Genomic DNA, 25,087 nt, shown 5'->3' with positions numbered 1-25,087 from the left:
TAAAAAAGAACCCGGCTCCGGCCGGGTTTTTTTTTGCTTGTTTTTGGCGCGAGAAGATCGTGAGGCACCTCGCTGAAGTAGTTAACCAAGGAAGGAATCGTGCGCCACTCCGACTTTCGATAGGCTATGGCGATGCCCCGTCCACTTTCTCCCGCAGCGCAGTCCAGCCAACGACAGGCAAACCATGGTCTGGCGCGTGTACTGTCCAAGCTGGGTATCTGCTCGCGCAGTCAGGCCGAACAATGGGTACGCGAGGGCAGGGTAGCTTTGAATGGCCGTATCGTCCGCGATCCCCAGCACCCCACACAGATGCATCGCCAGGCAGTCAGTGTCGACGGCAAACCGGTGGCATCGGTCGAACGAATCCACGTCATGTTCAACAAGCCGCGTGGGTTGATCGTGAGCGCGTCCGACGAACAAAGCCGGGACACGGTTTATACGAGCCTCGCGGATGCCGGTTTGCCATGGCTGGGGCCGGTGGGGCGACTGGACAAGGCCAGTGAAGGGCTGTTGCTGCTGAGCAACGATACGGTGTGGTCAGCCGGAGTCACTGATCCGGCAACTCACTTGGACAAGACCTATCACGTACAGATAGTGGGCCTTCCGAATGCTTCTGATCTCCACGCGATGCGCGAGGGAGTAAGCGACGCAGAAGATTTTCTGAGCGCCAAACAAGTGAAGCTGCTCCGCGTCGGAGAGAAAAACGCGTGGCTGGAAATCGTGCTCGACGAGGGTCGCAACCGCCATATAAGGCGATTGCTTGCAGCCCTAGATTTCGAGGTTCTCAGGCTGATCCGTGTGGCCGTCGGCCCGCTGACGCTGGGTGAACTGGGAAAAGGACAATGGCGACGACTGAGTCCCGACGAAATCGTGGCACTGGACACGCGCGCCACGGTTTGACTCTCCGCGACGCTTGCATCGGAAATGTGGCTGCGGTCAGTCGCTGATCACGCCCAAGGCGCGGCCGACCTTGGTAAACGCCGCGATGGCTTGGTCAAGATGGGCTTGTGTATGTGCGGCGCTCATCTGCGTGCGAATACGTGCCTGACCTTGTGGAACCACCGGGAAAAAGAATCCCGTGACGTAAATCCCTTCTTCCAGCAGTCCTGCAGCCATCGCCTGCGCTTTCTTCGCGTCGTACATCATCACCGGCACGATCGGGTGCACGCCCGGCTTGATATCGAATCCTGCGGCCGTCATCCGCTCGCGGAAATAACTGGTGTTCTGTTTGAGCTTTTCGCGCAGGTCGCCTGCCGACTCCAGCATGTCGAATACCTTGATCCCTGCCGCGACGACATGCGGCGGCAAGGAGTTGGAAAACAGATAGGGGCGCGATCGCTGGCGAAGCATTTCCACGACTTCCTTGCGCCCGGTGGTAAAGCCGCCAAGCGCTCCGCCAAGCGCTTTACCCAGCGTGCCGGTGAAGATGTCTATCTTGTCCATGACGTCGTGCACTTCGGCCGAGCCACGTCCGGTATCACCAAGAAAACCAGTGCAATGACATTCGTCGATGTGCACGAGGGCGTTATATTTCTTCGCAAGCGCGGTGATCTGATCCAGCGGCGCGATAAAACCGTCCATGGAAAATGTGCCATCGGTGGTAATCAGCTTGGTGCGCGCCCCCGCTGCATCGGCGGCCTTCAGCTGCGCCTCGAGATCGGCCATGTCGCTGTTGGCGTAACGGAATCGTTTTGCCTTGCATAGACGAATGCCGTCGATGATCGATGCATGGTTCAGTGCGTCGGAAATGACGGCGTCCTCTTCGCCGAGCAATGGTTCGAACAAACCGCCGTTGGCGTCGAAACAGGCCGCGTAGAGAATCGTTTCCTCGGTGCCGAAGAACTTCGCAATCTGCGCCTCCAGTTGCTTGTGCAGATCCTGCGTGCCGCAGATGAAACGTACCGACGCCATGCCGAATCCGTGGGAATCCAGCGCGTCCTTGGCGGCCTGGATCACCTCGGCATTGTCGGCCAGCCCGAGATAGTTGTTGGCGCAAAAGTTGAGCACCTTGCGGCCGCCTTCCAGTTCGATTTCGGCGGACTGCGGCGAAATGATGACGCGTTCGGCCTTGAACAGGCCTTGCTCGCGGATCGCATCGAGTTCACTGCTGAAACGTGTCTGGCCCGGGTAGCTCATGGTTGATCCGCGTGGTGGAGAAAGGCTGATTGTGAGCCTTTCTCCAGCCGTGGAAAACCGTCGACGGCATCATCGATTTGCATGACGCCGTTCCAGGCGCTCAGTGCAGTCCGAAATCCACGCGTGTGGTCTTGCCATTGTCGTCGATACTCTTGCTGTCCAGCTTCGGTGCCAGTTCGAACAAGCGCTTGTCGTCGACCTTGCCGTGCAGCCATTGACGAACCGCACTCGCGCGACGCTCCGCCAGGTGTCGCATGGCATCGTCATCAACCGCCACGTTTTCCTCGAGCATCTTTCGCATCACCTCGGGTGGTTGCGATTTGGTCAGCCCAATGAGATCGCGTTCTTTTTTGAACTTTGCATGTTTGTAGGCACGCTTGAGATTTTTGTCGACATCGTCGGCGCTCAGCTTGCCTTTGGGCGCGTCGTCATCCGCATGATCGGAAGCTTCCGCCTGAATCAGATCGTCCACCGTAACCTTGCGCAAACCGGCTTCGTCGACCTTGCGATCGACACGCCCGGTTACGTCCAGCTTCAGCGACGGTTTTTCGTTGAGAATTTTCACGATTCCGCCAAGCCGCGATTGCGCTTGCGCATCGATTCCGCTCGAACCCGGCGCGAATTCGACATAACCGAGGTCCTGCTGGTGGCCGCCCATGGCCGAAGCGAGCAAACGGAAAGGCGAGGTGATGGCGCGGCCGATGAGATTGACGAACGCGTGCCAGATCAAGCCACCGACGCTGAAATGAGGATCGCTCAAGGAGCCCGATACCGGCACATGCACGTCGATGCGGCCTTGCGCATCTTTCAGCAAGGCGACCGCCAGCTTCACCGGAAGATGGCTGATTCCCGGTCCGTCGATGCGATCGCCGAAGGTCAATTGATCGATGAAGATGTGGTTATCCGCCGTGAGCTTGCCTTGGTCGAGCAGGTAATGGACGTCCATCGTGAGCCGGCCCTTGGTGATCGGGTAACCGGCGTATTTACCCGAATACGGCGAAAGATGCGTCAACTCCACGCCGTCGGCTTTCGCTTTGACATCGAGGAAAGCTACGGGTGCCAGCGGGTTGATGGTTCCGCCGATATCCACCGGCGCGTCGTCATCGAGCTTGCCTTGCAGGGTCAATTCGGCAGGCGGGCCGCCGGCCTTTGTTCCGAAGGCGCCAATGGTTCCGTTGAGCTGGGTGATGTTCGCGGTGTAGTTGGGCTTGATGAAATTATCGGTGTAGTTGAGCTGGCCGCGAGCAAGCGCGACCCGTCCGATCTGGACGTCTGCGGCAGGCGTGGCCGACGACGTGGCAGCCGCAGCGTTTGCCTGTGCAACCGACGCAGCGACAGCTGGCGTCTGCACGGCGGTCACTGACACCGGCGCCGTGGATGGATTGCTCACCACGTCCTGCAGATTCAGCCGGCCGTTGGCGTTGACAATCACGCGCGCGTAGAAGTCGTCGAGCGACAATCCGGCAATCGATACCTTTGGCGTGTTCTCGCCCACCCGCACATCGAGGCCTCGTGCCGTGAGCGCGTTCCAACGCAGGAAATCGTTATCGCTGAGTTTGTCCTGCACGCGTACCCGACCCAACGTCAGCTGGCCGTGATAACTGATCAGCGCGGCTGGCTTGTGATCGCGATATTGCACACGGCCGTTAACGCTGACCAGCGCGCTCGAGATGCGTACGTTCAATGGCACCGTGATCAGCGATTGCAGCGAAGCCACATCGAGTCGCGTGGTGTTGATGCGCACATCCGCATCGAGCGGCTGCGGTTTCAGCGTGCCGATCACGCGATAACTACCGCGGCCGATGCCGCCGCCGAGGTCGATCTTCAGCGGCAGCCGCATGTTGTCCGACAGACCATCGACGCTGAACTTGTCGGCCTTGATGGTGAAGCTCGCGGGTTTGCCGGCGGCGCTCATGTCCTTGAAGGCGATGGTGCTTGCGTCAACGTTGAAGTGATGGATGTTCCAGTGCCACGCCGGTGATGTCGTCGCGGGATGGCGAGCGTTGCCGCGGCGCGCAGGCGATGTCGAGGGCGACTTCGCCATCAGCTCGGTCAGATCAATGCGGCCTTCGCGCGAACGTTGTGCATCAAGCTTCATGCCATGCAACGAGACACTATCGATCTGCGCTGTGCTGGTGGCCAGATCGACGCTCGCAATGTTGACGCCGAGCGTTTGCCAGGCGACCGGCGTGCGTCCACGACGGACCAAGGCAAGGTTGTTGACAGTGATGGTTGTCGGGGCAACTTGCACATTGAATGTCTTGCCCCAGTGCGCTTGCAGCGCGACGTTGGCATCCACATTCCCGCTGGTCATTTCGGCATCGAGCATCGGCGGCGCAAGTGCCAACAGCGGCGCAATCGAAACGCCTTTGATATTCACCGGGCCGACATAACGGCTCGCTGCCATATCGAGTTTGCCGCCGAGCGTGACTGTTCCGCCTGCAAGTTGCGTGGTCAGATCGATGATTGACGCGGGCGCTGCCAGAGTGGAAAGGCCTCGCACGCTGCCATGCAGATGGTCGAGTGCGAGACTCGCTGGTTTCGGTCCGCTCTGGTCCGCGTAGTCGACGCGTGCATCCTGCAAAGTGAGCACGGCAATGCGCATATCGGTCGGGTGCGCTGAAGGCTCGGACGATTTCGGCGTGGGCGTTTCGGGCATCAATGCATCAATGCTGCTGTGGCCACCGGCAAGTCGCGCGTAGTGCAACGCAAGCTGGTTGAGCTGCATGGCACCGATCCGGTAACGCGACAGCAACGGCTCGACATCATCCAGTGCAACGTCCGCGTGGCCGAGTTCGACGATCGGTGCGCCGTTGCGGGCAGTCATAGCGAAGTTGTCCAGCTGCAGTTTTCCGCCGAGTCGCAGTTGCGGCGAAGGCTTGGTGGAAATGAAGTGCAGGTCGAACTGCCCGGACAACTGCCCGCGCGGTATGACCACCGGAAGCGGCACGGGCGAATACGCCAGATAGCGCGAGAGATCGAGATGATCGAGCGCGAAGCTCATCACCGATTCGAGGCTGTCGGCAAATGGTTTGGTTTGGCCTTCCACATGCATCGCGCTACCGTCCACGCGCATCGCCAGCAAAGGTTTCACGAAGACATCGGTGTCGTGCGGCAGGTTGGCAATGAAGGGAAGGCCGAGCTCCAGCCGGTCGACGTGATGCGTTGTCCCTTGCACCTTGTCATCGAGCAGGATGTCGCCGTCATGCAGGCTGATGTTGGACAGCGAAAAGCGCGCCGGCTTGTCACCGGGCGCAGCGGGCTTGCCGGCGAATTGTTCGATCAGGTCGGAGAAGTTGAACTGCTGCGGCGCCGTGCGCACGATGTGCAACTGCGGATGCGTGACAGTGAGCGCATCGAGCACCGGCGCCAAGCGAAACAGCGAGCTCCACGAGGCATTGATGGTCAACGCATCGACATCGACGAACGATGTGATGCCGTCGCGATCTCCGATGTGCAGATGATCCAGTTCCAGTTTCAGCGTGAACGGATTGAAGTGCACCGCTTCCACCGTGACCGGGCGATGGAGCATCGCGCCGAGTCGCGCCTGCAACTGGCTCTTGAAGAGCGAAGGCGCTGCAAGAAAGCCGAACAACCCGAACAGAAGTATCAGCGCGAACAGAACAACAGTGATCTTGCGCAGGCGTCGTGAACGCGACAGGGCGACCATTTTGTCGCGGCTCGCCGCAAGGCGTTGGGGTTGCGAAGCACTGCGCTCAGCCATACCGACATGCTCCGATGACGCCATGAACGAAGGCGAGATCGGATCAGTTCGAAACCCCTTTCGATCCGATCAAGCCGTAGCAATTTCGTGCGCGTCGGAGTGTACAACGCGCTCACCGTGTTCGATGAGCGCGGGTGCCGGTTTTGCTTACCAGGTGCAGACGACCTTGCCGCAGTTGCCTGCATCCATCAGGTCGAAGCCGCGCTGGAAATCGTCGATGGCAATCTGATGGGTCAGTACTTTCTGCAGCGGAAAACCGGTCAGCACCATCTGGGTCATCTTGTACCAGGTCTCGTACATGCGCCGGCCGTAAATGCCCTGCAACGTGAGGCCCTTGAAAATCACCTTGTCCCAGTCGATGCCGGCGCCGCGCGGCATGATGCCCAGCATCGCGATCTTGCCGCCGTGGTACATGCAGTCGAGCATGTCGGAGAACGCGCGCGGATTGCCGCTCATCTCAAGGCCCACGTCGAAACCCTCGATGTGCAGGTCGGCCACGGTTTCCTTCAGCGACTGCTTGGACACGTTCACGACGCGCGTAGCGCCCATGTCGGCAGCGAGCTTGAGTCGGTAATCGTTGACGTCGGTGACCACCACATTGCGCGCACCGATGTGCTTGCAGATGCCCGCGGCAATGATGCCGATCGGACCGGCGCCGGTGATCAGCACGTCCTCGCCGATCAGGTCGAACTCCAGCGCGCAATGCGCGGCATTGCCATAAGGGTCGAAGAACGCGGCCAGCTCGGACGGAATCTGGTCGGGGATCGGCCACAGGTTCGAGGCCGGCATCGTCATGTATTCGGCGAAGGCACCGTTGCGATTCACGCCAATGCCGATGGTGTTCGGACACAGATGCTGGCGGCCGGCGCGGCAATTGCGGCAGTGGCCACAGACGATGTGGCCTTCGGCGGAGACACGGTCACCGATTTTGTAGCCGGTGACGCCCGGGCCGATTTCCACGATGCGTCCGACAAACTCGTGACCGATGGTTAGGCCCGGCGTGATCGTGCGCTGTGACCATTCGTCCCACTTGTAGATATGCAGGTCGGTGCCGCAAATCGCGGTTTTCTCGATCTTGATCAGCACCTCGTTCGGGCCAACCTGCGGCACCGGCACTTCTTCCAGCCAGATGCCCTGTTCGGGTTTGCGCTTGACCAAGGCTTTCATCGTCTGCTGCTGCATGGGAAATCCAGTGCGGGCCCGAAACGTGGGCAGGGTGGGAAACCAATCGGCAATTATAGGTCGTTCGATGCGCCGCATGCCTTGACGCGACGCGACATCCGCTGCCGACACCTGTGAGGTTCAGATATCGAGACGGTCGTAAGTGCGCTTGAAAACGATCGGCTGCTTCACCGCCGGCGTGGTCCAGGATTCCGTCACGATCAAATGATGGCCGTCGGTCGACCTCGCCCAGCGCTGCAGCAGCCTCACTTCGCCGTCGAATTGCATGGAAATCTCCAGACCATCCGCGCCCAGTTGGGATTGCACCATCGCATTGCCATTGAGCGACTGCCGCACGATGCCGTCGAGCCGGCCGTCGAGTTGATCCTTGCCGTCGAACACCACATGAATGGCCTTCGTGTCCTGCTGCACATTCATGATTGAATCCTCGGCGAGCAGCGGCGGTGGATCGTCGGCCTTGGGCGCACCGTTGCCGTCGCTGTCGTCGGTCTTGTTCTGGCTGTGATTTCCGCCGCGCCCATGCCCGCCACCCAGGCCGCCGCCGTGCCCACCGCGCCCACCCTTGTGGTTCGCGGACGGGCCACTGCTCGATGTTCCCGTTGCGGCGCCTGTGGATAGTTGCGCCGGTTTCTCGGCTTTTTCTTCCAGGTGCAACCGCGTGGCAATATCCGACGGACTATCGCTGTGCTGATCGTCCAGTCGCCAGATGCCGGTGAAATCCGCCATCGAGGTGCTGGCCGCATGAATCACGGTCGCAACGCCAAAGGACAGCGATATGGTGATCAGCACAGCTACCGGTCGGAACGATCTCAAATAAGGCACGGCACATTGGGGATGTCGAAAGTCGGATCGTGCTTCGGCTTTACCACGTTGAGTCTTCACCATCGATTCCCTGTTCGCACGAAACGACGCGCAAGGTGATCCAACGCGTTTCGTGTCGGCATCGTTGACCTGTTCCTCGCGCGGTTTATCTCGCCGTCGCCGCACGCGCAACCTCCTACAATGCGGCGATGCCTTTCGATTCGCGCCCCCTCGCCATCTTTCTGATGGGCCCCACGGCCTCGGGCAAGACCGCGCTGGCCTGCGAGTTGAGCGAGCGGTTTCCGCTGGAACTCGTCAGTGTGGATTCGGCGCTGGTCTATCGCGGCATGGATATCGGCACCGCCAAGCCGGACGCTGCGACGCTTGCGCGCTATCCACACGACCTCATCGATATCCGCGACCCGGCGCAGCCATATTCGGCCGCCGATTTCCGCGAAGACGCCATCGCCGCGATGCATCGCATCGGCGCACGCGGAAAAGTGCCACTGCTGGTCGGCGGCACGGGACTTTACTTCCGCGCCTTGCAGCAAGGTCTTTCCGACTTGCCCGAAGCCGATCCCGAACTGCGTGGACGTCTGTCGGAGGAAGCGCAGCGCATCGGCTGGCTGGCCATGCATGCACGACTGGCGAGGTTGGATCCCCAAGCCGCCGCACGCATCGGCAGCAACGATGCACAACGGCTGCAGCGCGCGCTGGAAGTCATCGAACTCACCGGTCGTCCACTGTCCGAGCTACAGCAAGCTGCGTCGATCTCGTTTCCATGGCGCGTGCTGAAGCTGGCGTTGCTGCCGGAACATCGGTCCACGCTGCACGAACGGATCGCGCAACGTTTTGACGCCATGCTCGCAGCGGGGTTTCTGGACGAAGTGCGCACACTGCGCGCGCGGGGTGATCTACATCCTGACCTGCCGTCGATGCGCGCCGTGGGTTATCGACAAGCCCTGGAACATCTTGGCGGCGCGACGGATACCGCCGAATTCCGCGATCGCGGCATCTTCGCCACGCGCCAGCTGGCCAAGCGACAGATCACCTGGCTGCGTAGCGACGTCGGGGCAAAACTGATCGATCCCGATCGGCCCGACGTGTTGAAACGCGCGAGCCTCGCTCTGGACTTGTTTATCGATCGCGCCCATTGACCGGTTAAAAGCGCAGTTTCGCCATCAAATCGGGCACCCGTTCCGCAAAGCCCCTTTCACCAAGCTTTTGAAAACAGTTAACATCCAGTCATGTTGGGTCGGGGCGCCGCTTGGCGTTTTTTCCGGACCTGTCCGTGGCAAGGGGAGAAGAAGAAATGTCCAAGGGACAATCGTTGCAGGATCCGTTTCTGAATGCATTACGGCGCGAGCGCGTGCCCGTCGCCATCTATCTGGTCAACGGCATCAAGTTGCAGGGCACGGTCGAATCGTTCGACCAGTTTGTGGTGCTGTTGCGCAACCAGGTCAGCCAGATGGTCTACAAGCACGCCATTTCCACCGTGGTGCCCAGTCGCAATGTGCGCATGGGCAATGGCCACGACGGCCCCGACCACGATGGTCCCGGCGATGCACCGTCCGGTTCCGGCGACGCGGACGCTTGATAGACAGCGTGCGCGCCCGCATGAAGTGGGTCTGTTCTGTGAGGACCACACCCACTCGTGTTCGATAGAGAAAAGAAAGGCGACCGTGCGCTGCTCCTGCTTCCTCACTCGCGGGGCGAAGGCGACACCATTCGCCGTGGTGAGGAATTCGCCGAACTGGTGAAGTCCGCCGGCGCCGAAGTGCTCGGCGTCATCGCCGCCCGCGTCGAAGATCCCAACCCGCGTTATTACGTCGGCAGCGGCAAGGCCGACGAAGTGGCCGAAGCCGTGCGCGCGCTGGAAGCCGACCTCGTGCTGGTTGATCACGTGCTGACGCCAGTGCAGGAACGAAACCTCGAGAAACACGTCGGCGTGCGCGTGGTCGATCGCGCCGGCCTGATCCTGGACATCTTCGCCCAGCGTGCGCGTTCGCACGAAGGCAAGCTGGAGGTGGAGCTGGCGCAGCTCAAGCACATCGCCACGCGACTCGTGCGCGGCTGGACCCATCTGGACGCCCAGCGCGGCGGCATGATCGGCAACCGCGGTCCCGGTGAAACCCAGCTCGAACTCGATCGCCGGCTGCTCGCCGAGCGCGTCAAGATGCTGACCAAACGCCTGCAGAAAGTGCAGACCCAGCGCGGCCAGCAACGCCGTGCGCGACTGCGCAATATTGTGCCGCGCGTGGCACTCGTCGGTTACACCAACGCCGGCAAGTCGACCTTGTTCAACGCGCTGACCACGGGTGATGTGTTCGCCGCCGATCTGTTGTTCGCCACGCTAGACCCGACCGTGCGCAAGCTCGAGAACCTCAGCTGCGGTCCAGCCGTGCTGGCCGACACCGTCGGTTTCATCCGCGAGCTGCCGCACGATCTGGTCGCGGCTTTTCGCGCCACGCTCGCCGAAGCGCGCGATGCAGATCTGCTGCTGCACGTCAGCGACGCGGCCGACGAGGAGCGCGAGCGCCTGCATCGCGTGGTGGACAACGTGCTGGAAGAAATCGATTCCGGCGACGTGCCGCAATTGCACGTGATGAACAAGATCGATCTTGCCGGCGCCGAGCCGCGCATCGATCGAGATGCGGCCGGCAAACCGGTTCGCGTCTGGTTGTCGGCGGCGACCGGCGCCGGTATCGATTTGTTGCGCCAGGCACTGGGCGAGTTGCTCGGTGGCGAACGCGTGCAATCGGAATTGCTGTTGCCCCTGTCGGCGGGGCGCCTGCATGCCCGACTCAAGGCAGCCGGTGCGATCACCGGCGAGACAGTGGATGAACACGGCTGGCAGCTGCACATCGATGCGCCGCGCAGCGTGATTGCGCCACTCAGCGGTGGTGATGCGACTGAAACGCTGCTGCTGCGTGAGCTGCTCGCGACGGTCGAATAGTGCCGGTGCTGCGGACGACTTGGCCTCCCTCTGCTAGAATCCCCGACGTTTGCGCGGCCTCAAGCCGGGCATTGCAACACTTCACCGGCGCGGCCATTCCGATGCGTGATCCCAACGTAAATTCCGGCCGCGATTGCCGGCCTCCCGGCCGTCTCAAGGAGACTGACAGTGGCGTGGAATGAACCCGGAAACGGGCAACGTGATCCTTGGGGCAAAAACCGCCAGTCCGGCAGCAAGTCGCCGCTGGATGGTTTGCTCAAGAACCTGAAATCCGGCCTCGGCAAATTCGGCCAGGGTCCCGGCAGCCTGCTGACCGGCGTCATCGTGCTGCTGATCGTCGGCTTGCTGCTCAGCAGCTACACGGTGATCGACGCGCGCCAGGTCGGCGTGGTGCTGCGCTTCGGCCAGTACTCGCGCAATCTGAGCCCCGGCTTCCACTTCAAGCTCCCGCAGCCGATCGAAGCGGTGACCAAGGTCGAGGCCACGCGTGTGCGTTCGGTCAATGACACCGTGAGCATGCTTACCCGCGACGAAAACATCATCACCGTCGATTTCACCGTGCAATACCAGGTGGATGACGCGCGCAAATATCTGTTCTCGCTCAACGACCCCGACGGCAGCATCCAGGCTGCAGCCGAAGCCGCCGTGCGTGGCGTGATCGGCGGCAGCGACATGGACCAGATTCTCTCCGCCGCCGGCGCCAACCTGGTCAGCGAGTCGCAGCAGACCTTGCAGAAAACCCTTGACGGTTACGACTCCGGCCTGCGCGTGACCGAAGTGAGCTTCCAGAACGTGTCGCCGCCGAAGGAAGTGAAAGAAGCCTTCGACGACGTCAACAAGGCGCGTGAAGACAAGCAGGGCATCGAGAACGGTGCACTGGCCTACGCCAACAAGGTCGTGCCGGTGGCTCGCGGCGATGCTGCCGCCATCGCGCAGCAGGCTGACGGCTACAAGGCCGAACGCATCGCGCGTGCGCAGGGTGACGCTACCTACTTCAGCCTCATCCTCAAGGAGTACAAGGCCGCGCCGGAAGTCACCCGCCGCCGCCTGTATCTGGAAACGATGGAGCAGGTGATGGCCGACAACGCCAAAGTGATCGACACCACCAGCGGCCGCAACATCATCAACCTGCCGGTCGGCCGCGAGCCGATCAGCGAGATGGGCACGGTGAACGCCGTGGTTCCGAGTGCCGGCGACGCTGCCAGCAACGACGCGAAGAACGGGAGCCAGCCATGAAGCGCATCGTTCCCGCCATCGTTGTCGTGTTGCTGATACTGCTCGGCCTCAACAGCCTGTTCGTCGTGGGCGAAGGTGAGAACGCACTGCTGCTGCAGTTCGGCCGCATCGTGCGCACCGACTACCGTCCCGGCCTGCATTTCAAGGTGCCGTTGCTGCAGCAGGTCATGCTGTTCGACAACCGCATCCTGTCGCTCGACGCACCGCCGGAGCGTTACTTCACCTCCGAGAAGAAAAGCGTCAACGTCGATTTCTATGCCAAGTGGCGCATCGCCGACAACGCCGCGTTCTATCGCGCCACCGGCGGCGACCAGCTGCAGGCGGAGCAACGCCTCACGCCGGTGATCAAGGACGCACTGCGTTTCGAGTTCAACGCACGCACGCTGGAAGAACTGATCTCCGGCGGCCGCAAGGACATCACCGAGCGCGTGCGCCAGCAGACCGACGCGTCCGCGCGCAAGAACCTCGGCATCGCGATCGTCGACGTGCGCATCAAGCGCATCGATCTGCCGGACGAAGTCAGCGAATCGGTCTACAAGCGGATGAAGGCCGAGCGCCTGCAGCTGGCCAACGAACTGCGCTACACCGGCCAGGAAGCCGCGGCGAAAATTCAGGCCGATGCCGATCGACAGGCGCTGGTGCTGAAGGCCGATGCCAATCGCGATGCCGCAAAGATTCGCGGCGATGGCGACGCGCAGGCTGCCGCGATTTACGCGCAGTCGTACGGACAGGATCCGGAGTTCTTCGCGTTCTATCGCAGCATGGCCGCGTACGCCAAGTCGTTCAAAGACGGCAAGGGTGTGCTGGTACTCAAACCCGATTCCGAATTCCTGCGTTACTTCAGCGACCCCGCTGCACCCAAACGCTGATCGTCATTCGCCGCGTCGCGCGGTGGCCGTTGTCACAGATCCGCCGCACCATCGGCGGCACAAACCTTGAGCGAGAACATCATGGGCAAGTCAGTAGTCATCCTTGGCGCGCAGTGGGGCGATGAGGGCAAGGGCAAGATCGTCGACCTGCTGACCGAGCGCGTCAGCGCGGTCGCGCGTTTTCAGGGCGGCCACAACGCCGGTCACACGCTGGTGATCAAGGGCAAGAAGACCGTGCTGCACCTGATCCCCTCCGGCATCCTGCGCGACGACGCGCTGTGCCTGATCGGCAACGGCGTGGTGCTGTCGCCGGCCGCGCTGATGGAAGAAATCGCGGAGCTCGAAGCCAACGGCGTCGAGGTGCGTTCGCGCCTCAAGATCAGTCCGGCCACGCCATTGATCATGCCGTACCACATCGCCGTCGATAAGGCGCGCGAGCTCGCTGCCGGCGGCAAGGCCATCGGCACCACCGGCCGCGGCATCGGTCCGGCGTACGAAGACAAGGTGGCGCGTCGCAGCGTTCGCGTGGCCGACCTCATGTATCCGCACGAGCTGCCGGCGCTGCTGAAAACCGCCGTCGAGTACCACAACTTCATCCTCACCCAGTGGCTGAAGGCCGAGCCAGTCGACTACGACACCGTGCTCAAGGACGCGCTCGCCTGGGGCGAATACATCCGCCCGATGGTCGACGACGTCGCCACCATCCTGCACGACGTGCGCCGCGAAGGCGGCAACATCCTGTACGAGGGCGCGCAGGGCGCGCTGCTCGACATCGACCACGGCACCTATCCCTATGTCACCTCCAGCAACACCACCATCGGCGGCGCGCTCGCCGGCACCGGCGTGGGCGCGGGCGACATCGATTACGTGCTCGGCATCTGCAAGGCGTATGCCACGCGCGTCGGCAGCGGCCCGTTCCCCACCGAGCTCAACGACGAGATGGGCGAGCGCCTGCGCAAGGTCGGCAACGAGTTCGGCGCCAGCACCGGCCGTCCGCGTCGCTGCGGCTGGATCGATCTTGTCGCGCTCAAGCGCGCCACCCAGATCAACGGTATCAACGGCCTGGCCATCACCAAGCTCGACGTCCTCGACGGCCTGGAAACCATCAAGGTCTGCATCGCCTACGAATACCGCGGCAAGCGCCGCGAACTCGCACCGCTCGATGCCGACGGCTGGGACGAGTGCAAGCCGGTGTACCTCGAATTCCCCGGCTGGGAAGAATCCACCGCCGGCATCCGCGACTGGAACAAACTGCCGCCCGCGGCTCGCGCCTACCTGCGGGCAGTGGAAGAACTCTCCGGCTGCCGCCTCGCCTTAGTCGCTACCGGCGCCGACCGCGAAGACACCATCGTGCTGGATGATCCGTTCGCCTGATAAGGCGAAGGAACGAAGAACTTTATCGTCGCCGCAATCAAGAAGAGCCCCGCCATGCGGGGCTTTTTTGTTACATCGATCAACGCGCACGTCGACATTCACCACACGCGCCCTTCATCCAATCCACACGAAATCCCGCAATTTTCCAACCTTTCATCCACGACCACTCCACGTGACCGCTGTCACAGTTTTTCGCGCAAGTGCGCCATTGGGGTGCATAGCGAAAGGGGTGCACATGGAGCGGTTCAAAGACAAAGTGGTGCTGATCACCGGCGCGGCATCCGGCATGGGTGCGGCGATGGCGCGGCGGTTTTCGAAAGAGGGCGCCAACGTGGTGCTGGTCGATCGCAAGCGGCCGGACAACACCGCGGCCGATCTTCCGGCCGATCGCACGCTGGTGATCCAGGCCGACGTCTCCGACTCCTCCGACATCAGCCACGCCGTGGCGACCACCATCGAGTACTTCGAACGGCTCGACGTGATGATCAACAACGCCGGCGTGGTGGAGCAGGGCGACCCCACCGAGATCGACGACGAGGCCTGGAACAAAGTCATCGGCACCGACCTCAACGGCGTGTTCTTCGGTAGCCGCGCCGCCATCCCCCATCTCATCAAGACCAAAGGCTGCATCGTCAACACCGCGTCCGTCTCTGGCACCGGCGGCGACTGGGGCATGAGCCCGTACAACGCAGCCAAGGGTGGCGTGGTCAACCTCACGCGCTCGCTCGCACTCGACCTCGGCAAGAAAGGCGTGCGCGTCAACGCCGTCTGCCCCAGCCTCACCCGCACCGGCATGACCGAAGAAATGCTCAAGGACAAAGACCTCGTCGCCAAATTCGTCGAACGCATCCCCCTCGGCCGCGTCTGCGAACCCGAAGAAGTCGCCGCCGTTGTCGCCTTCCTCGCCAGCGCCGACGCCAGCTTCATGACCGGCGCGATGGTCGCCGTCGATGGCGGCGTGTCGGCTTCGAACGGGCAGCCGGCGCAGTAGGAAGTATGCGATGTAAGAGTGAGGAGCTACGTCCCTCATAGGCATCGAGGATCAACGCTTTGATTGCGTCGAAATCAGCCGAAGTAGCTATGGCAAGTTCTAGATCACCCGTACCCCAATGACCGAACGTTCGCGCATCACGTGCGTTAGATGGAAGCGGAGCGAGCTTGTCTGGGTTCAGATGGAGAAAGAGTAGCAATCGACTTTTCTGCGGCACTATCGTGGCGAAATTTTTCAAGCGCTGAAGGCTACATATAGCTTCAGCTCATTTCGCTGCACATCATCGCCCAGTGAACCGATGTGATCCTCCATGGACGTCAACAGATCTTTTAAGTTCGGCGGCAGGCTGATCAACCACTCGGCGTAACTTTTATCGCCTCCGCTCTTGACTGAAGCAACGCCGGTGGTAGGAGGAGGGGCAGCCGTTTTTGTTGGTCTGGCTGCGGCTTTCGTCGGACTGCTGCTTGCGTTGACAAGTTCAAGCAACAGCAACGCATCGCCAAAACGACGGTAGCGGACTAACTCGATATTCCTGCTGATTTGCTGCACAGCGTGACCGTCGTAGCGGGTGAAATCCGCAGCGATGCAGACCAAGCGTGGAGCGCTCCAGTCAATCAGATCCGCCGCAATATCGCCAAGATGTTTCATCACCAGAAGCTTGAACTCAGCTTGGTGATCCATCAGCCAGTCGAGATAATACAAGCCCTGGTTGATCACGTTCTCACCAGTGGAGCGTTTGTATTCCAGGATTACCGGGCAATGGTTTTCATCCAGTCCTAGCGAATCGATGCGACCGCCGTGAGTCTTGCCAGTGGAGTATTCGCTGGCGAGGAAGCGAATGCCAAGCAGGGTATCCAGATTGATTTCGATCAGCGTCTGCAGCGGTCTTTCTAGATCGGACGCATAACCCTTCAACTCGCTGGCCTTACCCGCGTCAAGCTGAAAAAGCTGGATATCACTCATGCTCGGCACCCTTCGTCGCTGACGGTTTTCGAAAAATCATTTCATTCTATTTCTGCAGACCGGGGTAGCGCAGCAGCGACATCTCGGAACGAAGCGAGTGCAGCTTCCAAATGGTCGACGATCTCCTGCGCCAATACATCCGGTGGAGGCAAGTCATCGAGATTGTCGAGGCTGTCGTCTTTGAGCCAGAAGATGTCGAGGCTGGCTTTGTCGCGGGCGGTCAGTGTTTTGTAGTCGAAATATTTGAATCGCTCCGACTCCTTGCGCTTGTTTCGATTGGCGGGCCGGTAGCAATCGATGAAGTCCTGCAGATCGTCACGCTTCAGCGTGCGAGTTTTCAGAGTGAAGTGTTTATTGGTACGCAGGTCATAGATCCACACACCCTTGGTGTGCACCTTGCCGTCTTTCGGTTTGGCATCGAAGAACACCACGTTCGCCTTCACGCCTTGCGCGTAGAAAATGCCGGTGGGAAGGCGCAGCAGGGTGTGCACGTCACAGGTTTCCAGCAGCTTGCGCCTAATCTTTTCGCCGGCGCCGCCTTCGAACAGCACGTTGTCGGGAAGCACTACCGCAGCCTGGCCAGTCGTCTTGAGCATCGCGACGATGTGCTGCAGGAAGTTGAGCTGCTTATTGGACGTGGTCTGCCAGAAGTCTTGACGCTCGTAGGTCAGTGCGTCGCGGTTGTCCTCGCCGTCTTCGTTGGTGATGGTCATGCTGCTCTTCTTGCCGAAGGGCGGGTTGGCCAGCACGTAATCGAAGGTTTTTATGGGCTCGCTGATCAGAGCGTCGGCGCGATCCACCGTGGGCGCGCCGTCGAGCTCGCCGATGTTGTGCAGGAACAGATTCATCAGGCACATGCGGCGCGTGCTGGCGACAATTTCATTGCCGTAGAAGGCCTCATGCCGCAGGAACTTCGCCTGCGCTTTGTTCAAGGTGACGCCGTCGCGGGTCAGCCACTCGTGCACGCCAAGAAAGAAGCCGCCAGTACCGCATGCGGGATCGGCCACTGTTTTCATCGGCTCCGGCTGCACGCACTCCACCATCGCCTGGATCAGCGCGCGCGGGGTGAAGTACTGGCCGGCGCCGCTCTTGGTGTCCTCGGCATTCTTCTGCAGCAAGCCTTCGTACAGGTCGCCCTTGACGTCGGTCTCCAGGCTCAGCCAGTTTTCCGCATCAATCATCTGCACCAGACGCGCCAGCTTGGCCGGGTCCTGGATCTTGTTCTGCGCCTTGAAGAAGATCGCGCCTAGCATGCCCGGCTCCTCGCCGAGCTTGCGCAATACGGTCAGGTAGTGCGCTTCCAGCGGCTCGCCGGTCTTGGCCTTCAGGCTGTTCCAGTCGCAGCTGCGTGGAACGTGCGTGTCGCGGCTGTGCGGAGGCTGCGCGTACTCGTGCGCCAGCTTCAGGAACAGCAGGTAGGTCAGCTGTTCCAGATAGTCGCCATAACCCACGCCGTCGTCGCGCAAGGTATTGCAGAAATTCCAGAGCTTCTGGACAAGGACGCTTGAGTTCACAGAAGAGCCTCCACCCAAGCTTTGTCTCGGTGCGTGCCAATAGCCGACCGATAGAAACTTGAGTACTCGTGATCGTTAGAAAGGTACTTTTTTAGCTCATCAATGACATCTTGATTGGTGTTCATCCCAACAGCGGCAATCAAAAGAGCTAGTGTTTGCCACGCACTTCGCTTGCTCTCCGGCGTATTCCACTCATTAAAACCAAGGCGCTCGATCGTGTATTTCGCGCGTTCGAACTCCCAAGTGCCAATCGAGGCTGCAGGCTTCACCTCTCCATCAATGCCGTCCGCCAACAAGGCACAGTCCGCCTGCAGACAAGGGTCCAATAGCTTGGGTAACTCGGAGGCAAGAAGCCCCGCTGAACTCTTGCATCGGTGAGCTTCATCTTGAATTGGGAATTCGTTGGCCTTGCCGTGCAAATTGTCTGTTTCGCTGTTCTCTGGACGATTGCACCGTTGGCAAGCAAGACGAAAATTCGACCATTCGTAGGCAAGCCAGTAGTAACCCGCATGCCCCTCTAAAAGGACGCCGTTTACTGTAACCCCAAGCTTGGGTCGAAAGTGGTCGACGTCGAACGAGGCGCGTGTGCTTTTTGCTTCGCAATACCAACACTTGTATCCGCTGGCATTCGATAGCCATTTCTTGAGTCGTCCCCAACTACCGTGTTTCTTCAGATAGCTTGATCGCTGCTTTTGTGTGGTCATTGCGCCTAAGGCTGCAACCCTTTTTGTATGAATTTTTGTCCACCTTACTGGTAGATTTGGCGGTAGTGGAATAGCAATAAGTCTCAACGTTCCCGCTCCCGCAAATTTCCAAGAAGGCTAAGCACTAAGGCGTCAAGGGCCTTTTGCTTATTTTCGGGCGTAAGAATCGCTTCATCAAACGGATCATCCGCCGCCAGGTCGAATCTTGCCCTCAAATATTCTTGTTCCAGTCGATCGCGGGATGCGAAATTAAAGTCCAGCCCTTCCAAACGCTCACGAATTTCTACGAGCCGAGCTCGATCAGTTTCATCTAGCGATGTCTGCTTCTTTGTAGATAGTTCATGCAGTTCGAGCAACTCGTCATTAGTTGCTTTGTCCAGACTCGAGCCAAGACCAAACATGTCACTTGTCACGATGCCCGCAAAGCCCATTCCTTTAGGATCTAATGATGGGTTCTCGGCGTGCACAGTGCCAGTGTCAACATTGCGATAAAGAATCTGGACTTGTTCCTTCTCAAGCTCCGCAATGGCCAGTGGATTGTGAGTAGTCAGCAAAATATGACTATTCTGTTTCGCGTCCCCACTCTGGCCTACAAAAGTACTCAGATAGCTTAGAAAATTGACGCACCAACGGGGATTGAGATGGGTGTCCGGCTCATCGAGTAAGAAGAGACTTTCTTCTTTGGCAGTGAACCGCAACAAGCCAAGCACTGTGAGCAATTGCTGTTCGCCCTCGCTTAATTCCCGAAATGTCACGCTCCCATCATTTTTGTTCAGACGCACATGAATTCGAACTTCCTCGATAAGTTCAGATACGTAGGTGCTCTCTAAATCGCGAAAGAATTCATTAGGGCTCTGATCACCAACAAGATCTCTCAGCGAGTCGATGTCCTTCACGTAGAGGTATTTGTATTCGTGCCTGCTCCCGTTCTTGTTCCAAATAGACTTTGGCGCAGCTCGTTTGATTGAGATCGGTGCTAGCGCGACCCGCATCAATCGGTCCAAGAATCGCTGTACCAATCCTCGTGCAAACCAGAAGCGGGGGTCCCCGTCGGTAGACTTCCACGGTGGTTTGCGAAGTACGAACAAGACGGACTCGACCCCTCCTTCGGGGTCGATACCTAGTTGATCAAAAAGGAAGTCTTTTACCATTTGATCGGGTCTGATAAGGAATGCAAGAAGTACAAATTGACTATGAACCGGGAGCGCGTAGAACAACCGCTTGGGTGCCGGATCTTTCTTAGACTTGAGCAGGTCCTCGTAGTAGTCCTTCAGATAAGGGAGGAAGATCTCACGCATACGCGTGCTCTCGCCCGAGTAGTAGCTAAAGACGTAGCGTGGAAGATGCTCGGACTCAGCTTTTAGAAAGACACTCAGTTTGATCTTTTCACCGAATGGCTGCTTCCCGACCGAGTTCCCATGGTCTACCGCGTGATTACGCTTAGCTTCTTGAACTTGTTCATTTGTGGCGACGTGAATGATGTAACGCTCGCTTTCACGATCGGGATCGGCATCAATATGAATGTGCAGGGTGGTGTCGCCGCTGCCCATGCGATAAGCGAGTTGGAACGCGAACTCTGGTATCGGCTGCTCAGCGATTAGGTCGCGGAAGATGATGGCCAACGCCTCAAGCACGTTCGACTTGCCCGTGCCATTCCATCCGATAACCACCGTCACCCAATGGCCTTGGTCGAAGTCTATGGTGACGTTCTTTAGGTTCTTGAACTGATGCTTGGGGCTATCGGTCAAGCTTCCTATAGTGAGCTTGTCAAGTTTCATCGTCAGATTGTCCGCAGTTTAAGCAGGTCTCCTAACTTTCGGCCTTCAGCATCTTCTTCTGACTTGACCTCCAAGCGCCCTGCTTTATGGAGGTCACGCAGTTCTGCGTATAGAGGCTCGATCTGCGAAGTCTGCGCCCCATCAGCTGCACCACAGCGGCGAAATGCTTCCTGTGCTCGAAGCCAATCATCCGCTTCGGCGAGCACATCAATCAGCTTGCTCATAACGTTAGCGATCTCCTTTTGCTTCTTTATCTTGGGCGCCTTTGGCTGATTCCTCCACGTTGCACGATCGGCGCAGATGCGCTCCAGTAGAACGCTGGCCGGTTCGTCGCCGGGATCTTGCGGCACCAGCTGGCCGGCGAATGCGGCCTTCAGGATGTTTTTGCGTTGGGCGTTGGATCGGGAGATGCCACCTTCTATCGACACTCTCTGTAATTCAACGGCCTCGACAGTCGCATCCAAGAGAGAATTGATGAGCGCCATTTCCACGTTACCGCAGATCGGCACGCAGATCTTCTTGACGATAGCGGTGTTGAGATTCGGTTGTGCGGCACCTTGATTCAACGCGCGCAGTCGTTTGGTTTGCGTGCGCAGGTACCAGTAGAGATAGATTTTGAATGGATCACAAACATCAAGAAGCGCGACCAAGCCGTCGTTGATGCAACCACCGATCCGTGTGATCTTAGGTACACCAAGTGTTGCTCCGCTATTTGTAAGGAGGAGCGTGCCGGGCTCTATATATCTGCTGGCGTCCCTTCCGGCAGACGTGACGAACTGATCAACTTGATCGAGATACATGCCCTCATCGGCTGTGAGTGAGCCAACGGTGATCCAGGGAATAGCGCCCCCAAAATAACGCGGATCTCCCGCCGGCCTAGGCGACGCGCCGCGGACAACAAATGAGAGTTGGTCTACGCTCGCCCAAGCCCATCCGTCCGGCAGTGACGGCAGATCGACTGCATCTGGTGCCACCGGCTCCCTGTACTTGACCTGCCAGCCCTTGGGCGGGGTCTTGCCTTCCTCGGCGAAGTTGGCGAGTTGGCTGGCCTCCCAGCGGGTGCGGCGTTGGGTGAGGATGTGTTTCAGCAGTTCAGTGCCGGTTTCCTGCGACTCGCCGATCTGCGCGCGAGCGGCGCGCCAGTCGGCGGTGAGTGCGCCTTCCGTCGCGTCCTTCAACAGCGACTGGCGGTACTGCGCCAACTTACGCTGCGCTGCCTTCAACTCGGCCACGCCGGCATCGAGGTCGGACAGCAGCTCTTCGAGCTTTTCGACTATACGGGTTTGTTCGGCGGCAGGCGGGAGGTGGAATTCAAAGCCATCAATATCTTTTGGTCTAACGGCTGGGTAAAGCGCACCCTGTACGACCGCACACATGGCTTCGACGAATGCGTCAGTCTGAACTAGGTAGAAAAGGAGTTTTGTGTCAACCCACCGCGAGCGAAGCACGTGGAACCCAGTGGATGCGATCGCCCCTTGAGCCGAATGCGGCACTATCGCTACTGCATTCAAATTGGGCCTAGTCATAGAAACCAGCACGTCAGCCTCCGCTACTACCTGCTTTGCCCGACTTGGCGCCTCCTGAAGTGCAACCGTTTTTAGGTTGACCAGTTGTTTCGTCTCTCTGTCTACGCTGCCGATGTCGAGGTACAGAAAGTCTGTATCTGGTCCTGACTGAGAAATGCGCTGATCAATCACGTCTCCGATGGACGCAAGGCATGAGCCTGCCGGGCCAACCTTCTTAACGCTTTCAACGGAACTCAAGCTACCAACTCCTCATTCATTTCCAGCAGCAGCCCATCGAGCTGCTCGCCGAACACATTCCACGCCTTCTGCAAGCCGCCCTTGTCCGCCAACTGCGCATAGTCGAAATCTTCGCGGCTGATGGAGCAGCTGCTGGCGATGTGATCCTTGATCAATCGCAACCACTGAGTCTGTTCGTCGGTGAAGGACGTGGCGCGCTGCGCATTGTGGCGGAAAATCCACGCCTGGAATCGCTTGTCCACGCTGTCGGCAAACGGACGCAGATCATCATCCATGCCAAGTGCGAAACGCACCAGCGCAACAAGGTCGGTGAGCTGACGGCGCACGTTGGCGCCACTGACCTTGCTGGCCTGCACACGCGCATAGGCCGACCACAGCCGTTCCGTGGTGAGCATCAGCGGCGGACGCGACAGCACGTCATGCAGGTTGTCGATCATGTCGAACGTGAGAGGACGGCGCTGATAGGGCTGCTGATAGAAAAAATCCAGCGCAGCGATCTCGTCGCGGTGCGTTTTGAGGTAATCGGCAAACGTCTGCACGGTGGCTTGCGCCTGACTCTCCGCCAATGCGCTGTAGCCGCTGAAGGTAACTTGGTCCGGATTGACGTGATCGATGATCTGCTCAAGTTCACGCCGTGCCGATTCGATCAGGTCGCGCAGCTTGCTGTCATCCAATGGCTTGCAGGCGGCGCTCACGCGCTGCCGGCGAGCGTTGGTCAATTCATCAATGGTGAGCGTTTCGGCGTTGCGAGTGATGCCTGCGGTCTTTGCTGTTTCCAGTGCATCGGCGGCAATGCGGTCAGGGTCGACCGCTTGGACCAGTCCACGAGCGATGTCGTTGAGCGCGAGACCACCCGCGGTTTGCTTGATTCGCGTGAGCGCCTTGTCGTCGAGTTGCTTCGCCAATCGCACCAGCCGGCTGCCGAGGCTGAGCACGCTGTCGTCGTCGCGGTTGCCGAAGGCGATTCCCTTGAGCAGGCTGTCGAGACTCACGCCCGGTTTCTTTTCCAGCGGGCGACTTTCAGTCTTCAACGACTTCTCCACGCCGACCGCATCGATGAGCACGAAGTGCGTCTTGGCACCGTCTGCACTGTTGCTCACCTTCTTCAATGATTCGCCATCAAGGCTGCGCACGCCGCGACCCTTCATCTGTTCGTAGTAACCGCGGCTGCGCACGTCGCGCATGAACAGCAATACTTCCAGCGGCTTTACATCGGTACCGGTGGCGATCATGTCCACGGTGACGGCAATGCGCGGGTAGTACTCATTGCGGAAGTTGGACAGGATGGTGTCCGGGTCCTCGTCGGCCTTGTACGTGACCTTCTTGCAGAATGCATTGCCTTCACCGTAGACCTCGCGCACTTCTTTGATGATGTCGTCGGCGTGGCTATCAGTCTTGGCAAAGATCAGCGTCTTGGGCACTTCCTTGCGGTTGGGGTAGATGGTGCCTTCTACGGCGGCTTTCATGGCACGAATGACTTGGCGAATCTGGTCGGGGTTGACTACCGAGCGGTCCAGCTCTCTGCCGCTGTAGGTGGTGTCGTCCTCAATCTCGGCCCAGCGCTTGGCGCGAGTTTGACGCTCGCGGTGATCCACCCATTCCTTTGCCTTCAGCTCGGCACCCGCGCGGGTGATCTCGGTTTCGATCTCGTAGACGTCGTACATCACGTTGACGCCATCGACCACCGACTGTTCATAGCTGTACTCCGCCACGACGTTGCCCTTGAAGAAACCGTAGGTGCGGTTGTCCGGCGTGGCGGTGAGGCCGATCAAAAACGCGTCGAAGTAATCCAGCACCTGTTTCCAAAGGTTGTAGATGCTGCGATGACACTCGTCGATGACGATGAAATCGAATTCCTCGACTGGCACGGCCGGGTTATAGCGCACCAGCTTGCCGGCACCCACTTGTGGCACCTCGCCGGCTGAAATGTCTTCGGCTGATTCGTCGATCTCCTCGCCACTTAGGATCGAGTACATGCGTTGGATAGTGCAGATGCACACCTGCGCGTGCGGGTCGATGCGACTGCTGGATAGGCGCTGCACGTTGTACAACTCGGTGAATTTGCGACCGTCGTCCGGCGGCGAGTAGGCCATGAACTCCTGATGCGCTTGCTTGCCCAGGTTGCGCGTATCGACCAGAAACAGGATGCGTTTGGCTCCGGCGAATTTCAGCAGGCGGTACACCGATGTGATTGCGGTAAACGTCTTGCCGGCACCCGTCGCCATGTGGATCAGCGCTCGCGGCTTGGCCATCGCGAGCGATTTTTCCAAGCCTGTGACAGCGCTGATCTGGCACTCGCGGAGATTTTGCGTGGGCAGTGGCGGCATATGCTCAGCCAAGCGGCCATGCAGGGTATCCGGTTGCGTCGCCCACATGGCCAGCGTCTGCGGCTGGAAGAACTGGAACACTTCGCGGGCACGCGGGCGCGGATCGCCACCATCGGTGAAGTGGATGATTTGTCCGGTGCTCTCGTACAGGAAACGCAGCGGCGGACTGTCCTTGCGCCATTTGAGTTTGGCGCTGGCGTAACGCTCGGTCTGGGCCTCGTGGAAGGTGAGATTCTCGCCGGCCTCATCGCGCTTCGCCTCGATGACGCCGAGTGGCTGGCGATCCACAAAAAGGAGGTAATCGGCTGGGCCGCTATCAGTGGGGTACTCGCGCACCGCAACACCCGACGCGGCACCAAGATTGGCCTGCTTGGTGTCTTGAACGACCCAACCAGCTGCTTCCAGCTTGCTGTCGATCAGCCCACGGGCTCTTGCTTCCGGTGTCATCCATTTCCCCCTTACCGAACCATTAGCCGTTCGAGTGTAAGTCCTGTGCCACGGATTGAGAAAATCCCAGCGTCGCCTCCGGATGTCGAGCTTGGCTCTTCGAGAGCCAGCGTTGACTCTCCGAGTGCCAAGCGTGGCTCTCCGAGTCCCAACGCTGGCTCTTTTTCATCGGCGCTTGGGTCTTTTAGAGCCAGGCGTGGGTCTTTTAGTCTCAACGTTGGCTCTCGGAGAGCCAAGCATGGCTCTCCGAGCCCCGACGCTGGCTCTTTTTCGGCGGCGCTTGGGTCTTTTAGTCCCAACGTTGGCTCTCCGAGAGCCAAGC

18 protein-coding genes are annotated in these 25,087 nt (G+C 59.5%); 8 read left to right on the top strand and 10 right to left on the bottom strand.

The window, feature by feature from the left end:
• The first annotated feature begins 132 nt into the window (after positions 1 to 132).
• Entirely contained in the window at positions 133 to 900 is a 768-nt protein-coding gene (locus GSQ73_RS13890) for a pseudouridine synthase (protein WP_158884965.1), read from the top strand.
• A 36-nt stretch (positions 901 to 936) separates the two neighbouring features.
• Here the strand turns inward: GSQ73_RS13890 and kbl are convergent, their stop codons facing one another.
• From kbl to GSQ73_RS13870, 4 genes are all read right to left on the bottom strand, one after another.
• A complete protein-coding gene (kbl, locus tag GSQ73_RS13885) occupies positions 937 to 2,136 on the bottom strand; it encodes a glycine C-acetyltransferase (protein WP_158884963.1) in 1,200 nt (399 codons plus the stop codon).
• Positions 2,137 to 2,236: 100 nt separating this feature from the next.
• Entirely contained in the window at positions 2,237 to 5,860 is a 3,624-nt protein-coding gene (locus GSQ73_RS13880) for a DUF748 domain-containing protein (protein ID WP_158884961.1), read from the bottom strand.
• 147 nt (positions 5,861 to 6,007) lie between these two features.
• Positions 6,008 to 7,027 carry an L-threonine 3-dehydrogenase gene (gene tdh / locus GSQ73_RS13875; protein ID WP_158886487.1) on the bottom strand — a complete coding sequence of 340 codons (1,020 nt, stop codon included), beginning with the start codon at positions 7,025 to 7,027 and terminating at the stop codon, positions 6,008 to 6,010.
• A 135-nt stretch (positions 7,028 to 7,162) separates the two neighbouring features.
• On the bottom strand, positions 7,163 to 7,864 hold the full coding sequence (locus GSQ73_RS13870; RefSeq protein WP_158884959.1) for a hypothetical protein: 702 nt from the start codon (positions 7,862 to 7,864) through the stop codon (positions 7,163 to 7,165).
• A gap of 188 nt (positions 7,865 to 8,052) precedes the next feature.
• Here GSQ73_RS13870 and miaA point away from each other — a divergent pair, with 188 nt between their 5' ends.
• The 7 genes from miaA to GSQ73_RS13835 all read left to right on the top strand — a co-directional run bounded on the left by miaA (position 8,053) and on the right by GSQ73_RS13835 (position 15,269).
• Positions 8,053 to 9,000: a tRNA (adenosine(37)-N6)-dimethylallyltransferase MiaA gene (miaA, locus tag GSQ73_RS13865; RefSeq protein WP_158884957.1), complete on the top strand. Its 948-nt coding sequence runs from the start codon at positions 8,053 to 8,055 to the stop codon at positions 8,998 to 9,000.
• Between the two features lie 155 nt (positions 9,001 to 9,155).
• Positions 9,156 to 9,440 carry an RNA chaperone Hfq gene (hfq, locus tag GSQ73_RS13860; RefSeq protein WP_158884955.1) on the top strand — a complete coding sequence of 95 codons (285 nt, stop codon included), beginning with the start codon at positions 9,156 to 9,158 and terminating at the stop codon, positions 9,438 to 9,440.
• Positions 9,441 to 9,497: 57 nt separating this feature from the next.
• Complete coding sequence (gene hflX / locus GSQ73_RS13855; RefSeq protein WP_158884953.1) at positions 9,498 to 10,799, top strand: ribosome rescue GTPase HflX; 1,302 nt, start codon at positions 9,498 to 9,500, stop codon at positions 10,797 to 10,799.
• 168 nt (positions 10,800 to 10,967) lie between these two features.
• Positions 10,968 to 12,035 carry an FtsH protease activity modulator HflK gene (hflK, locus tag GSQ73_RS13850; protein ID WP_158884951.1) on the top strand — a complete coding sequence of 356 codons (1,068 nt, stop codon included), beginning with the start codon at positions 10,968 to 10,970 and terminating at the stop codon, positions 12,033 to 12,035.
• On the top strand, positions 12,032 to 12,904 hold the full coding sequence (hflC, locus tag GSQ73_RS13845) for a protease modulator HflC (RefSeq protein WP_158884949.1): 873 nt from the start codon (positions 12,032 to 12,034) through the stop codon (positions 12,902 to 12,904). The genes hflK and hflC overlap by 4 nt, the downstream gene beginning before the upstream one ends.
• An 81-nt stretch (positions 12,905 to 12,985) precedes the next feature.
• Positions 12,986 to 14,278 (top strand): adenylosuccinate synthase, encoded by a 1,293-nt coding sequence (locus GSQ73_RS13840; RefSeq protein ID WP_158884947.1) that lies wholly within the window; start codon positions 12,986 to 12,988, stop codon positions 14,276 to 14,278.
• A gap of 235 nt (positions 14,279 to 14,513) precedes the next feature.
• On the top strand, positions 14,514 to 15,269 hold the full coding sequence (locus GSQ73_RS13835; protein WP_158884945.1) for an SDR family oxidoreductase: 756 nt from the start codon (positions 14,514 to 14,516) through the stop codon (positions 15,267 to 15,269).
• Positions 15,270 to 15,503: 234 nt separating this feature from the next.
• Here the strand turns inward: GSQ73_RS13835 and GSQ73_RS13830 are convergent, their stop codons facing one another.
• The 6 genes from GSQ73_RS13830 to GSQ73_RS13805 all read right to left on the bottom strand — a co-directional run bounded on the left by GSQ73_RS13830 (position 15,504) and on the right by GSQ73_RS13805 (position 24,765).
• Complete coding sequence (locus GSQ73_RS13830; protein WP_216844783.1) at positions 15,504 to 16,232, bottom strand: DUF91 domain-containing protein; 729 nt, start codon at positions 16,230 to 16,232, stop codon at positions 15,504 to 15,506.
• A 41-nt stretch (positions 16,233 to 16,273) separates the two neighbouring features.
• Positions 16,274 to 17,746, bottom strand: a complete 1,473-nt coding sequence (locus GSQ73_RS13825; protein WP_158884943.1) for a class I SAM-dependent DNA methyltransferase — start codon at positions 17,744 to 17,746, stop codon at positions 16,274 to 16,276.
• Positions 17,743 to 18,450: a hypothetical protein gene (locus GSQ73_RS13820; protein WP_158884941.1), complete on the bottom strand. Its 708-nt coding sequence runs from the start codon at positions 18,448 to 18,450 to the stop codon at positions 17,743 to 17,745. The genes GSQ73_RS13825 and GSQ73_RS13820 overlap by 4 nt, the downstream gene beginning before the upstream one ends.
• Positions 18,451 to 18,533: 83 nt before the next feature.
• Positions 18,534 to 20,228, bottom strand: a complete 1,695-nt coding sequence (locus GSQ73_RS13815; protein ID WP_158884939.1) for an ATP-binding protein — start codon at positions 20,226 to 20,228, stop codon at positions 18,534 to 18,536.
• 2 nt (positions 20,229 to 20,230) lie between these two features.
• The gene (locus GSQ73_RS13810; protein ID WP_158884937.1) at positions 20,231 to 21,991 is read right to left on the bottom strand and encodes a restriction endonuclease subunit S; all 1,761 of its coding nucleotides are present in this window, start codon (positions 21,989 to 21,991) and stop codon (positions 20,231 to 20,233) included.
• Entirely contained in the window at positions 21,988 to 24,765 is a 2,778-nt protein-coding gene (locus GSQ73_RS13805) for a type I restriction-modification enzyme R subunit C-terminal domain-containing protein (RefSeq protein WP_158884935.1), read from the bottom strand. The genes GSQ73_RS13810 and GSQ73_RS13805 overlap by 4 nt, the downstream gene beginning before the upstream one ends.
• Positions 24,766 to 25,087 lie beyond the last annotated feature (322 nt).

Origin of the sequence: Rhodanobacter sp. L36, assembly GCF_009765755.1 — a bacterium.
Lineage (GTDB): Bacteria > Pseudomonadota > Gammaproteobacteria > Xanthomonadales > Rhodanobacteraceae > Rhodanobacter.
Note: the sequence above shows the minus strand (reverse complement) of the source record. Positions and strands in the feature narration are given on the sequence as shown.

Bases quoted from the DNA above. Each gene is read 5' to 3' on its own strand.
- hfq (WP_158884955.1), top strand. From the start codon at position 9,156: ATGTCCAAGGGACAATCGTTGCAGGATCCGTTTCTGAATGCATTACGG.
- miaA (WP_158884957.1), top strand. From the start codon at position 8,053: ATGCCTTTCGATTCGCGCCCCCTCGCCATCTTTCTGATGGGCCCCACG.
- tdh (WP_158886487.1), bottom strand. From the start codon at position 7,027: ATGAAAGCCTTGGTCAAGCGCAAACCCGAACAGGGCATCTGGCTGGAA.
- GSQ73_RS13840 (WP_158884947.1), top strand. From the start codon at position 12,986: ATGGGCAAGTCAGTAGTCATCCTTGGCGCGCAGTGGGGCGATGAGGGC.
- GSQ73_RS13830 (WP_216844783.1), bottom strand. From the start codon at position 16,232: ATGAGTGATATCCAGCTTTTTCAGCTTGACGCGGGTAAGGCCAGCGAG.
- GSQ73_RS13805 (WP_158884935.1), bottom strand. From the start codon at position 24,765: ATGACACCGGAAGCAAGAGCCCGTGGGCTGATCGACAGCAAGCTGGAA.
- GSQ73_RS13815 (WP_158884939.1), bottom strand. From the start codon at position 20,228: ATGAAACTTGACAAGCTCACTATAGGAAGCTTGACCGATAGCCCCAAG.
- GSQ73_RS13820 (WP_158884941.1), bottom strand. From the start codon at position 18,450: ATGACCACACAAAAGCAGCGATCAAGCTATCTGAAGAAACACGGTAGT.
- kbl (WP_158884963.1), bottom strand. From the start codon at position 2,136: ATGAGCTACCCGGGCCAGACACGTTTCAGCAGTGAACTCGATGCGATC.
- hflC (WP_158884949.1), top strand. From the start codon at position 12,032: ATGAAGCGCATCGTTCCCGCCATCGTTGTCGTGTTGCTGATACTGCTC.
- GSQ73_RS13890 (WP_158884965.1), top strand. From the start codon at position 133: ATGCCCCGTCCACTTTCTCCCGCAGCGCAGTCCAGCCAACGACAGGCA.
- GSQ73_RS13880 (WP_158884961.1), bottom strand. From the start codon at position 5,860: ATGGCTGAGCGCAGTGCTTCGCAACCCCAACGCCTTGCGGCGAGCCGC.
- GSQ73_RS13835 (WP_158884945.1), top strand. From the start codon at position 14,514: ATGGAGCGGTTCAAAGACAAAGTGGTGCTGATCACCGGCGCGGCATCC.